This is a genomic window from Turicibacter sp. St.80E1, from assembly GCF_059728495.1.
Genome location: NZ_AP039386.1, coordinates 1,261,749 through 1,274,907 on the forward strand (window position 1 = coordinate 1,261,749; position 13,159 = coordinate 1,274,907).

Here is a 13,159-nt window from a genome sequence, read left to right on the forward strand (position 1 = left end):
ACCTCCTAAAAATCACTCATTGTTACGATTTCTTGTGGAATATACAAACCAGCCTCTAAAATGGCCCTCATCTGCGATGTCTCTTCAAAATAACTAAAAAACACACCTTTCTCATTCCGATTTTGCCCTTCTTTTGTTTTTGGTAAAGAGAGACTAGCCCCCCTTTTAACCATGGCCTCATAAGCTGACACTAAGGGTTCACAATAAAACTCGGCACATAACTGTTCAAAAATTAAAATTCCCTCATAATCTAAATCTCCAAAATAATAAAATCGATTTAATTCATGAAGCAAAAATGGCTCAACACTTTCCTCAAAATGACAAAAGCCTTTCCAGACCTTTTTTCCACCCCCATAAATGAGCGTCTGAACCTCCTCACCAAAGATGGTTGTCTTTCCAGACATCAAATGCTTCCGTAAACTATAAAAGGTATCTTTATTTTCAATAATTAAAATGGTTTGTGGTGTCTTCTTAGATAAGCTAAAATAAGCTAACGGTTCCGCCGTTTCATATAAATTTAAATCTTCTAGAGAAAGACCTAAATTTTTTAATAGGCGCTTTCCTTCAGTTGCTAAAAACTTCTCTTGGGTAAAAATTTGAAAACTGCGTTCGTTTATCGACGTAGATTTTTGTAACAACTCTCGTTTATTTTTAAAAAAATCATTTATTTTCAAGATAGATTCTCGATCTAATTGGTATTGCTTAAGATGATTTAAATAATACTCCTGATTTAATAGGGGGTGAAACACATACGTCACCTCGTCCTGTAAAGTTTTTTCATTTTCAAGAGAAATCTTAAGGCGATAACTTTTATACAATGATGGTTTTTTCCCATTCCTTCCGCTACTTTTAATTGGGGAAATGACCTCTTGTTCAATGAGACTTAAAATAAAATCATATAACTCTCGATAATCCTTTAATAGATAATGCTGTTCAATTTCCTGTAACGTAATTTTTTTACGGGGATAGTCTTTTAAAAATTGCATGGTTAGTCCTCCTAGCACTGGCTACTTTTAATAAAAATTATACCTTAAAAATTAAGTAAAAAAATCCGTTTCTCTAAAAATTTATTCATTCCCCTCAATCGATTAATCAAACATTTCATTTCTAAATGCGTTTTCCCGTGCTATTAAATTAACTTTTCCTTACCTTATCCTCTTAAAATTGATAAACCTAAATCTATTATAGATTATTGCTCTTCTTTTAAACACCGCCATGATTGTTTACACCAAATTCCCCTTCACTTCTTTTAATTTATTTTATCAAAATTACACACAGATTAAGAAGTTAGACAATTAATTTAAGAACTAGTCAAAGAGAAACAAGTAGAGTCTCAGCTTCACTCTTCCAGTAATCAACAGAGTCAATTGCTTACCTACTATCAAAAATACAAACTCCGATTGATATGCATGCTTCTAACAAAATGAGAAGAATATTTTCAGTCAATAGTCTTCACCTTTATAAACGAGCACAAAAAAAGAGCCTCTCGCTCTATGACTTTTGAAGATAAGTCATTTTACGACAGCTCCTTCCTATGATCTCCTATTCCATATTTTCGTTCGTTTCTTTCTTTGCAACAATTAAGAATCGATGCCTTGTAACATCTAAATGTCCCTCTTCGTCCATCACCTTTTTCATTGTGACTAAACGATCAAAGTATTTTTCAACGGAAAAATCAGGAATTTGCTCGGTCATCGTCTTCAGGTAATAAACAATTGCCCCTATATCATAAAAACGAGTTTTAGAGATATCCTCTTTCACCTCAATAATCGTGAATCCAGACTCTTTCAATTGTTCTACTGCGACTTGAAGGCGCCAATTGGAATAACTCGTCGGTTCCACGTTTAACCAAACATTTAATTCACCATTACTTAATCCACCAATTTGCTGGGTAATAAAGTACCCATTTTCGCGCAAGACCCGAGAGACCTCATCCACCTGAAACCTTTGATTGCGATTAATCATCACATCAAAGGTTTCGTTCTCAAAAGGTAACAATGCTCCTTCATCACCAAAGACTACCTTAATCCCTAAATTATTTAAAGGTTGTCTCGTCTTTAATAAATGGTCTTCCTTCGTTTCTAGAGCAACTGTCCTCTTTGACAAAGAAGTGAAACTAGCCCAATCAGTTTCATCTAATCTATTCATCTGTACGAGGCATTCTCCATCCCGTAAATAAGGCTTAATCACCTGGGGGAATTTCCATATTAAAGGAAACTGAACCATCCGCTGCGTCTCTTTTAAATAACTATAATCCCACTTTGAGAAGGGGCGTTGTTCTTCCAATACTAATTCATTAAATAACTGCTGTTTCATCTCTTATCCCCAATCCCTTTCTATTTCATCTACAAATGCCATCCCGTTTAACGATAAGGTGTGTCCAAAAATAATGAATGAGGTCACCATTTTCCCTCATAAAATTTTATTTGCTTCTCCCCCATTGAGGCATTACTCCCCAGATGGATGAAGTTCCTTTATTAGACCTTCACCTGATTTCCAATGTGACGGTGAATATAAGAGGTGATAAGTTGTATAAAGATCTGTATCTTCAAATAATAGGTAGCCTTGAACACTTTCTGAAGGTTCGAGCGAACCACTTGTTAACTCTGACTGATTATCAATTAACAATAAGTTAGGTAAAATAAGGCGTCCTTGCTCATTTATTAATTTAAAATCAAAGGCAGTATAGTCCTGCTTTTCAGTCGATTGATTACTCAACTCAACCCCGACAATAACAAATTGCTGATGATCTTTAGCTTTTGTATATTTTGTCTCCTTAACGAATTCCACCTTTGTAACCTCTAAGTGATGGTCATTAAGAGCGTCGCTCGCTTGCCACTGCTCATTTAATTTAACTTCTGGCTGTAGCGGTGTTGCCTCCTCATTCGTTGAGGTTAAATCAATTTCAATGGATTGTGTTGAAAACAAAGAAGGTTCATCATAATGAAGACGTAATTGTTGAATCCCCTGTGGAATTTCAAAAATTAATGTCCCACTAACCATTCCTCCACCCACGAGCTCACTTATTCCAAGTGTTTTTACCTCACTCATATCAATGGTTGGTTTCACCCGCTGGGTTAACCCGTCGGCAGCAAGTGAAAAGTGAAAAGGATAATAATTAACCGTCATATCCGTTGAATTCTTAAGACTTAAGGAAATTAAAAGTGTCTCATATCCCTCTTTTTTTGAGGCCTCTCGTTTAACCTCGTGCACTTGAATCATCGCCTGCTTTGCTTTCACTATATCGCCAATTTGACTCACACTGACTTCCTCTTCTTCAGATGTCTCCTCCTCAGATGACGTTGGCAAATAAGAGAACATTAATTGCTCCTGTTTGGTCGGTTGCAAATAGACGAGTGAAACAGTCTTACTTTCCTGCGGTAATAACTCCAGTTTTTGTGTAGGTAAATGATCTTTCATCGGTAGAAGAAACTCTAATGTTTCAGTCTGTAATTGAAGATCTGCAAGATTTATCGTAGACGGTTCATCCATTTTATTTGTAATGTTTACGTCTAATTGAACGAACTCATAGCCCTCAGGAGCCTTCTCTACCGCACGATCCGATGCCATCTGCTGATTCACAATTTTAATCTCTAACTGATTATTTTGAACCGATGACGTTAATTTATAAATTTTTTGCTGCTCCTCCTCTGGACTAGAAAAAACAAAGGTCTCTACATTGACCCCTTGCCCTTGATGATTCGTCGCGCTATCCTCAACAGATGCAAACTCCGTAAGCTGTCTAATCCCAACAAGCAGTAATGTCATCATCCCAAACGTCCATAACACGCGTTTTCGAGTTTTAACCGAAGGAATCCCCCATCTAATAATCACTTCTGGACTAAAAATCCCCGTAATAAAGCATAAAAAGGAACACAGCAATAAGATCGATTTTATGTCTGGCATATAAACTCCCCATTTCATCTTATTCTTACCATTCATTATATCCTATCTTGAGCCTAACTAGTTTATATCCCTCTTTTTTCGCTAAAAAAAGTAATGGATTGTTTTATTTGAGCTGTATAACTTTGTTCATCTTTGTCATATTTTTAAAAGAATACTCAAAAAAAAGAAAATTGAAGAGTCGAATCTTTCCCTATAAAAAAAGATTAACTCTTTGATAAAGAGTTAATCTTTTAAGCCCCCTTAACTAAGCGAGCAAACGCGTGCTTTTCCTGATGATTTTGAAATAACTTAAACCATGCACAAATTTCTAAGGTGAAATCTAAAAAAGCGATACTTTGTGCGGTAATGATATGACGGTCACGGACCAATCGTTTATCAATATAATTATCTCGAGGAAATGGATCCTGAATCCCATAGACATACTGATATTTTGTCGTCCATGCCGTTAATGGCGTCGTATACGTTGCTTCATCTAAAACCCCTGATTTTGCTAGCATAATGGTTCCCGCTGTACCAATAGCAGCTAATAATTTTCTTTCCTTATCACAACGTTTAATCAGCCTCATTAATGAAGGTTTAATATCTACCTCGCGCCCCCCGCATAAAATTAATCCTTCAACATCTAAATCAACGACTTCTGACAAGGTACAGTCAGGGTCTAAATTAAATCCTGCCTGTGATTTAATCACACGATCTTCGTAGGCAACCGTGATAATATCTTTCCCCGCGTCTGTGCGCAAAACATGACAAATAAATGAAATTTCATAATCCGTCATCCCATCAAATAAAAAAACCAAAATCTTCCCCATATTATGCCCCCATCTAACTTCGTAACTATTATCCTCATTGTAATTTAGGCCAGCTACTATTGTCAATACCTTCCACAGTAACCCTAAATAATAGCAATATTACGTCGTTTAATCAGTTGTTTCGACAACAAAAAGAATCCTATTCCCCCCTTTTATCTCCCACGCATCGCCCCTTATTCGCTAACCTTTTCAAATAAAGTTGTGCCTCGTCCCGCGATTTAAAGACGATAATTGTCTTTTCTAATTTGACAGCTGCTAATTGCTCATACAGATAAGGTAATCTTTTTTGAGGAAAGTCTAAAATGTGTTGTTTAAAATCGGCATCAAACTCCCGTTCAATCCAGGGTAAATCCTCCCGTTGATGGCCAATTCTTGAAGCTGCCCCCAGTAGACAAACCTCTACTGGGTAATCAAGTAAAAACACCGTATCACAAGCTGCTAAGCGCCGTTCGAGGGTCCGACTATAATTTCCATCAATAATCCATTGATCCTTTTGTAATAAGCGTTCTAATTGTTGATCAAATGCCTGTTCCAAAATGTGTGTCCCATCTGAACAATGCCAGATTTGATCTAAATAATAAAGCGGTAAGTCCGTGATTGTACGTAATCGTCTGGCAAATGTACTTTTTCCAGCACCAGGACTTCCAATAATTAATACCTTTTTCATCACCCACATGCACATCCTCTCTTATTTCTCGTTAAACAGTGCCGAGTTAAGTCAAATAATAAAAAAAGAGCACTTTAGTTCAAGTGCTGCTTTCCCTTCTTATTTTTTACGTCCTAATCCCATTTTATGTTCTACTTTTTTAACTTTTTTAAAAGCTAATTGATTAGCTCTTTTTGCCCCCGCATCAAGCACCTCATCAATCACATTCGATTTTAGCAACTCTTTCATGCGTTGTTGGATCGGTTCAAGCTCTGCAACAACAATCTCAGCTAAATCTGACTTAAATTGACCATATCCGCATCCTTCATAACGTGCGACGAGTGATTCAATCGATTCAGAAGTGAAGGCTGAATAGATATCTAATAAATTTGAAATTCCCGGTTTATTTTGACGGTCATAAGCAATAACGCCATCTGAATCAGTCACGGCCGACTTTATTTTTTTACGAATCACATTTGGTTCATCCGTCATTAAAACAAAGTTACGTGGGTTATCATCTGACTTACTCATTTTTTTCGTTGGCTCTTGTAAAGACATGACGCGTGCCCCTCTTTTAGGGATCCACACCTCAGGGACTTTAAACGTTTCACCGAAACGGTTATTAAAGCGTTCTGCTAAATCACGCGTTAATTCCACGTGTTGTTTTTGGTCATCCCCAACAGGGACAAAGTCAACATCATATAATAAAATATCAGCTGCCATTAAAACAGGATACATAAATAATCCAGCACTAATTCCTTGTCCTTTAGCCGTTTGCTTTTGAACCTTATCTTTATATTGCGTCATGCGTTCAAGTTCACCCATTGAGGTATTACATGTTAACATCCAAGCCAATTGTGTGTGTCCTGGGACTTCTGATTGAATAAAGATGGTTGCTTTATTTGGGTCAAGTCCACACGCTAAATAAAGGGCTGTTAACTCTTTAATCCGTTTGCGTAGCTCTAGGCGATCTTGTGGGACTGTAATCGCATGTTGATCAACGATGAAAAATAAACAATCATGCTCATCCTGTAACTCAACGAAATTTTTTAATGCCCCTAAGTAATTTCCAATTGTCAATGTTCCTGACGGTTGAATAGCTGATAAAATTCTTGACATGCTATCGACTCCTTTTCAATATAAATTTCATGTTTTCATTCATTTTCCTGGCCATAAAAAAAGCCCTCTATCTCACGATAGAGGACGATTAAAACCGCGGTACCACCTCATTTAAATAACGATTGTCGTTATTTCACTTCAAACTGTTAACGGTTGTTATCCGGGTTCCCTACTTTTTTTATTCAAGTTCCGCTCCTGAGCCCATTCATTCAAGTTATTTATCGATTCACACCAACCATCGACTCTCTTTAAAATAGGTCTTAAATTACTCTTTCTCAATCAACGCATTCATATTTAGTTTCATTTTATGCAATATTATATCGTTTGTCAATTAAAATGAATAATCATCCTCAAAAAGTTGAACCAATTCTTCGTTACTTAATTGATTAATAAAGGTTTCACCTTCCTGAACGATTGCTTCTGTCAAATCACGTTTTCGTTTTTGTAATTGCTCAATCTTCTCTTCAATCGTATCTTTTACAAATAATTTAAACACTTGAACCTTTTTCTCTTGACCTAATCGGTGGGCACGGTCAGTGGCCTGATTTTGCGCACTCATATTCCACCATGGATCGTAATGAATCACCACATCCGCACCTGTTAAATTTAATCCAGTTCCTCCCGCTTTTAAAGAAATAAGAAAGACGGGCGTGTGGTCGGTGTTAAATTGTTCAGTTAATGCTAACCGCTCACTTGTTTTTGTGGCACCCGTTAACATTAAGTGTTCGATTTCTTTTTGTTGAAGGGCCTTTGACAGAATATCAAGCATCGACGTAAACTGTGAAAAAATTAAAACCTTATGCCCCGTCGCGATACATTCTTCAACTAATTGTAAGCATAACTGCAACTTCGCACTTTCCCCTTTATAATTTTCTAAGTAAAGGGCGGGATCACAGCAAATTTGTCGCAATCTCATGAGTAAGGCTAAAATTTTAATGCGACTTCGCTCGATACCTTGCGTTTTAATTTCACTGTTCATTTCTTCTTTCATTTCGTAAACCATCGCATAATATAAGTCTTTTTGCGTCTTATCCATCTCGCAATAGAGACTCGTTTCAATTTTTTCTGGTAATTCTTTCAGCACGTCCTTTTTCAGACGTCGTAAAATAAAGGGGGCAACCTGTTGATGAATGCGACTCAATAAATTTAAATTTTGATTTTTCATCACCGGAGCCTCATATTTTTTCTTAAATTGCGTATATGTCCCAAAATACCCCGGTAAAATAAAATCAAAAATAGACCATAAGTCAGATAATGAATTCTCAATAGGTGTCCCTGTTAAGGCAAAACGTATCTCAGCCTTAATTTTTTTTACTGCTTTTGAGCTTAGCGTGCTATGGTTCTTAATATAATGGGCCTCATCTAAAATACAGTATCTAAATCTTTGATTTTCATAATGAGAAATATCGCGTCGGATTAAATCATATGACGTAATCACGACATCGACGTTAGCCCCTTGTTCAATCAGTTGCTCTCTAACTTTAGGCGTTCCTTGAACAATGATGGTTTTCAACGTCGGTGCAAATTTATGAATCTCACGTTCCCAGTTGTAAACAAGGGAACTTGGGGCTACAATCAATGCTGGTTTTGTTCCTTTTTCTTGTTCGGATACAAGAACTGAAATGACCTGTAATGTTTTCCCAAGCCCCATATCATCTGCTAAAATTCCTCCCATTTGATACTTAGACAACGTTTTTAACCAACGATAACCTGTCTCTTGATAATGGCGCAGTGTTTTTGCAAGTGATGGCGGAATACAAAACTCTGCATCTTCAACGTGATGAAACTCTTCGACGAGTGCATCAAATGATGTATCGCGTTTAATAGAAAGCGTCGGACTGACCTTCATTAATTGATCTAAATATAGCGCCCGATATTTAGGGATCAAAATTTCTGTTTCATCGAGTTGCCTTTCATCAATGCTTAAATCATCCATAAAAGACGCTAATTTTTCAACATAGTCGTTTTTTAAATTAATAAATGATCCATCTTTTAGACGGAAATATTTTTTATTTTGGCGATAAGAAGCAAGGATTTTTTTATATTCAGCGGCCGAAAATTCTAAGTCATCAAAATTTAAACTGAGCCAATCGTTTTTAAGACGAATTCCTACGGAAAAACTCTTCGGTTCCTGAATCTTAATCGCTTTAAAACTTTCAGATGCATAAACACTCCCTATTTTTTTTAACTCATCAATCCCATCTTGTAAAAAAGAATAAATGAGTTCCTCATCTTCTAGTGCATAGGCATTCGAGGTTCCCTTCTTAAATTGATACTGTTCCACCATTGCTAAAGCCTGTGTTTCCTTTAACGCATCTCGCAAAATGGCCCCTGTTGACGCAGTAGTTTCATGAACCTTGATTATCGTTTCACCATAGCAAAAATGGACATCTAATCCAATCCCCCCGCGTTTTAACGAATCCAGATAAAATTTAACCTCTAGGGGATAAACTTTAAACGTTTCATACAGTAAATCTAATGATGTATCTTTAATATACTCTTTAATATTTGGAACAACGAGTGATAAAAAGCGCGACATGTGAGCCTCGTTCATTTGCAATTCATAATGAGAAGACTGCGTCAATGTCCTTAAAATAGGAAATATTTTTTTAACAAACGCCTCACTGCAACGAAAACACTCATGTTCGCAAAAAATATAAGAATAGTTTAACCCCGCGCCTAATCGAAAGGGCCCCAAGTTATGCGATAAATAGTAATCTGTCCCTTCCTGCGTCAATCGAAATTCAATCGTAGGCTCATACGGATGTAAGGTCATCACCTGCGAGGCAAGGCCACTTATATCACAGGCTAGTGTCTGCCCTTGATACAGTTGATAAAATTGGTCCAACCATCTTGGCGTTAAAGCTAGGCACTTGGTCGCCTTAACGGGGCCAAGCGTCGGTAGTTGTTTCGCATAAACATCGTATTCTTGGATAATTTCACAAATAAATCGAGCAAATGGCCGCGACTGCAAATCAAATTGAAGCATCGAATGCTTAAACTGAAGCTCCTTGCCATAACTCACGACATTCTCATTTAAAATATCCGTCGCGAGTTTATAAATATCGCGCACGACATAAGCGCGTTGCTTTTTTACCGATACCTCAAATCCTAATTCTTGATGCTCATCTCCCATCACAAGTTTGGGAACGAGACTTACATCCTTTTCATTCCATTCCTGATGGATAACCGATGATAATTGTAACTCATATGACGTTAATAATTCATCGATGATGGCATCGGACTCATCGCCTGCCGAATGAATCACTAACTTATTTCTAATTTGATCCTCATAAACCTTTAATAAGACAGCGATCGCATGTTTACATGAGCCAAAATTAGATAAAAATGTTCCACAGTCACACTGGTCATGAAGAATCTTGCTCTGGTCATCTAAGTTAATTAAAATATGATAGGTTTGTCCATCGTCTTCGACTTCTGCAAAGATCTGATATAAATCAGTTGGATCATACGTCACATAGTATTGAATTTTTCCCCCACTGTTATAAAAGGCCTGAGCACGCGAAAAAACAGCAGGATTGGCTGCTCGATTTTTAATCCGCGTTTGATTTAAGTTCACGTTACTCACACTCCCATTCTACACTTATCTCTTTATTTTACCATAAATTGTACTTATAGGAAACGAGAGATGATAGATTTAATGGGATTAGTTTGCACCATTTCGATCCTTTTATGACCCTCCATCCCCCATAAGTTGTCTAATTAGTTCTTTTAAACGGAAAATTTGCCCTTCCTGGGGAAGGGGGCCTTGTCTTCGCTTTACCTCATCTAACAACGTATCGCCCCATTCAAGAAGTGCAGTTAGTTGACTCCATTGTATCCTTTCCTCTCCTAATGCGCGTCTTTCCTTTTCATTTAGCTGCTCATATATTTTCTTTAACTCCCTCTCTCGCCATAGGCAAGTTGACGGGGACCCATTTTTTAAATGTCGCACCCAAACGAGGGCATGCATATAAAAGTTGTGTGCTACTTTTGCAAATTCATTAGCTTTCTTTTCTTGTTCCATTCTATCTAATTTGAAGGATTGTTCCTGATAAACGATGGGATGATGATCGATAAGCACTCGCAAATCTTCATCTAGCGATGGTCTTTGAGCAATAAATTGGAACAGACACTCCCATCCTGACTGAAAAATAATTCGGCAATGAAACTGTTTCCCTCGACTCCACTCCTTTTCCACGTGTAAAAACGGCCCCATTGCCTGGACCCAATCGAGCTGTAAAAAAAAGAAAACAGGCTCGTGGCATACAATTAAAAACAGGTCGTTCCCCTCCATCATCTGTTTATAATAGAGCGCCTCGACCCCCGGTTGCTTAGCTGCCATTTGATACACAGCCCATAAATGATCCCCATACAACATTGTTCTCTCCCCTTTTGATGATAAAAGCCCTCTTCGTCCCTATTTTCCTATAACTCCTTTGATTAAAAAGACAGGGTTTCTCTTTTAGACTATGCCCCTACTCCTAAAATGCTCCTTTTTTTAAAAAATTCGCCCCTTTATTTGGATAAGATAAGATACCTTTAATAAATCGAATATTAGAGAATTGTCTAATTTTTAATTTTTTTAGTTATCGAGCAAAAAAAAGGATACCGTGGCTGTTACTTACGGTCACGATATCCTCTAATACGAGCAAAATAGGCTTTTCTTTTTTGTTCATCAACACTTAATTTTAATTTAAATGTATGATGAGTTGTGGCAGAAATCACCCGTTTTGTTTGATTGGTTACTGTTGGTTGATGTTCTCTCATGATTTCACACGCCTTTACTTTTTTCTAATTTATCGTATGCAAAAGGCCCCTTTTTGGTCTCTTCGTCATTGCATAGAAATAAAAGAATGTCTCTTGATTCAAGTGACATTCCCCATTCTTTTTTATTTTTAACAAATAAAGTCATATCATTCATCTTTATACAGATAAAATCAATAATTTTATCAACTTTTAAATAATTTGTTAAATAATGTTCCTCTTTAATTCGTTTTTTCTGTTTGTTTAGCTGGACAAGGTGCTTTAAAGCCAATAAATTGTTTTTCTTCTCGAATTTTTTCCGACATTTCTGCCATATGTTTTTGAATGTCCTCTACTTCTTCTTCAGTCATCAGTTCAAGCTCAACATATTTATCTAATAATTTTACTTTAGCAACATTAACTTTATCATATAACTCATAAATTTCTTCTTTTTGATCATCTGTTAATTGATTAAATTTTTCTTGCATTTCTTTATAATCGGCTTCAAATTGTTGCTTCACTTCCGCTTTTTGTTCCTCTGTTAATTGAGGATGATTAGGAACTTCTTTAACCTCATCTTTAGCATACGCTGTAAAACCAAGTGTTGCGGCTAATAAAGCCGTACTAAAAACCATGTTTAATTTCTTCATCTTCTTAATCTCCTTTCAAATTCTGTTACACCCTTAGTGTTCACCAGTTTTCCAAAACTTTGTATGCCAAGTTTATGAAAATATCGTATCTATTTCCAACTTTGTTGTTTCACCCTTTTATTAGGGTAATCAAGTGTTCCACGTAACCCTCCTTAGGACAATCCTAGATGTCTGACATGGTGACGACTGCTCGACCGATAGCCAATTAAACGAACGAGCGTCCGATGCCTATCTCCATTGCCTTCTAGTCTCCTAATAAAAGTTTATCTCTAAACCTTTATCTTTAATCCTCTGAGCTTTTTCCCCTCCTATGAAGTTCCCTACACGATAATTGGAGGCGACAAAAAGGCACCCTAACGTTAAACATAGCGTCTAACCTTTTGGGTGCCGAGGTTTGTTTGGATCAGCAACTAAGTCTACCACAACTAAATGGGGACGATTAAATAAGCGAAGCTTCCCTAATCCACGACTCACAATGAGTGTCATCCGATTCATGGAATAGATACCACAGCTATACGTAGGGAAAAACTTCCGTTCGGGGGAGAGCACACCACCTACAAAAGGAAGTCGCAAAATCCCTCCGTGAACATGCCCTGAATAGGTGTAATCAAATCCGTGCTTTTCATACAACGTTGCTAAAAATGGGGAATGTGCCAATAAAATATTGATTGACTCTAACCTAAGTGGTGAAAACACCTCAGATAAATCAGTAATCTCACGGTGGTTCGCTCGATCTTTTATCGCCTGAGGAACTGCCTTATAATGCGTTAAGGGGAGCGTTAATCCATAGATAAACAGTTCCTCCCCATTCACTTCTACTTGTTGGTAAGCATTGTCTAATCGGCAAATGCCCTTTTCTTTTAACTGCCTTAAAAAGTCATCATACCAACCACTTTCATTATTCATCTGGTCATATCTAGCTGTCGTTTCGTGATTTCCTTCAATATAAAAGATGGGATATTGACCTTTCAGCCCATCAATAAGATCTAAGAAAGCGCCACCGTTGGTATCTGTAGATGAGATCAAATCACCCGTTGCAAAAATTAAATCTGGATTTAGCCTTTTTATTTTGTTGATTAATCGTTTATTCTTCCGTCCAAACGTTTTAGAATGTAAATCCGATAACTGGACGATTCGTATCTGTCCCTGTGTAGAGTGAAATTTATGCGTTGTTAATCGATAAAAAGTCGTCGAGAAGGCATTTTGTTCCCTATAAAAAAACAAGATAACCGCAACAACCACCAACACGAGCATCTTTTTCTCCCCCTTCCACTATTACTTTG

At 37.0% G+C, this 13,159-nt stretch carries 11 protein-coding genes and 1 other annotated feature; all 11 genes read right to left on the reverse strand.

Features of this window, described 5'->3' with window-relative positions:
• Positions 1-5: 5 nt before the first annotated feature.
• Positions 6-986 carry a Wadjet anti-phage system protein JetD domain-containing protein gene (locus AC6I0I_RS06110; RefSeq protein ID WP_262953579.1) on the reverse strand — a complete coding sequence of 327 codons (981 nt, stop codon included), beginning with the start codon at positions 984-986 and terminating at the stop codon, positions 6-8.
• 556 nt (positions 987-1,542) lie between these two features.
• The gene (locus tag AC6I0I_RS06115; protein WP_161831352.1) at positions 1,543-2,316 is read right to left on the reverse strand and encodes a methyltransferase domain-containing protein; all 774 of its coding nucleotides are present in this window, start codon (positions 2,314-2,316) and stop codon (positions 1,543-1,545) included.
• 132 nt (positions 2,317-2,448) lie between these two features.
• A complete protein-coding gene (locus tag AC6I0I_RS06120) occupies positions 2,449-3,906 on the reverse strand; it encodes a DUF4352 domain-containing protein (protein ID WP_161831354.1) in 1,458 nt (485 codons plus the stop codon).
• A gap of 230 nt (positions 3,907-4,136) precedes the next feature.
• Positions 4,137-4,715 carry a DJ-1/PfpI family protein gene (locus AC6I0I_RS06125; protein ID WP_161831356.1) on the reverse strand — a complete coding sequence of 193 codons (579 nt, stop codon included), beginning with the start codon at positions 4,713-4,715 and terminating at the stop codon, positions 4,137-4,139.
• A 139-nt stretch (positions 4,716-4,854) separates the two neighbouring features.
• On the reverse strand, positions 4,855-5,385 hold the full coding sequence (locus tag AC6I0I_RS06130; protein WP_432766970.1) for a P-loop NTPase family protein: 531 nt from the start codon (positions 5,383-5,385) through the stop codon (positions 4,855-4,857).
• A gap of 96 nt (positions 5,386-5,481) precedes the next feature.
• Positions 5,482-6,480 (reverse strand): tryptophan--tRNA ligase, encoded by a 999-nt coding sequence (gene trpS, locus AC6I0I_RS06135; protein WP_161831358.1) that lies wholly within the window; start codon positions 6,478-6,480, stop codon positions 5,482-5,484.
• 77 nt (positions 6,481-6,557) lie between these two features.
• Positions 6,558-6,772, reverse strand: a binding site (T-box leader).
• Positions 6,773-6,811: 39 nt separating this feature from the next.
• A complete protein-coding gene (locus AC6I0I_RS06140) occupies positions 6,812-10,060 on the reverse strand; it encodes a DEAD/DEAH box helicase (RefSeq protein ID WP_161831360.1) in 3,249 nt (1,082 codons plus the stop codon).
• Positions 10,061-10,171: 111 nt separating this feature from the next.
• Positions 10,172-10,861: a hypothetical protein gene (locus tag AC6I0I_RS06145; protein WP_262950552.1), complete on the reverse strand. Its 690-nt coding sequence runs from the start codon at positions 10,859-10,861 to the stop codon at positions 10,172-10,174.
• Positions 10,862-11,100: 239 nt separating this feature from the next.
• Positions 11,101-11,250, reverse strand: coding sequence for a hypothetical protein (locus AC6I0I_RS06150; RefSeq protein ID WP_161831364.1), 150 nt, complete (start codon positions 11,248-11,250; stop codon positions 11,101-11,103).
• Between the two features lie 218 nt (positions 11,251-11,468).
• Positions 11,469-11,876 (reverse strand): DUF2680 domain-containing protein, encoded by a 408-nt coding sequence (locus tag AC6I0I_RS06155; RefSeq protein WP_262950554.1) that lies wholly within the window; start codon positions 11,874-11,876, stop codon positions 11,469-11,471.
• 372 nt (positions 11,877-12,248) lie between these two features.
• A complete protein-coding gene (locus AC6I0I_RS06160; protein WP_161831368.1) occupies positions 12,249-13,130 on the reverse strand; it encodes a metallophosphoesterase in 882 nt (293 codons plus the stop codon).
• Positions 13,131-13,159 lie beyond the last annotated feature (29 nt).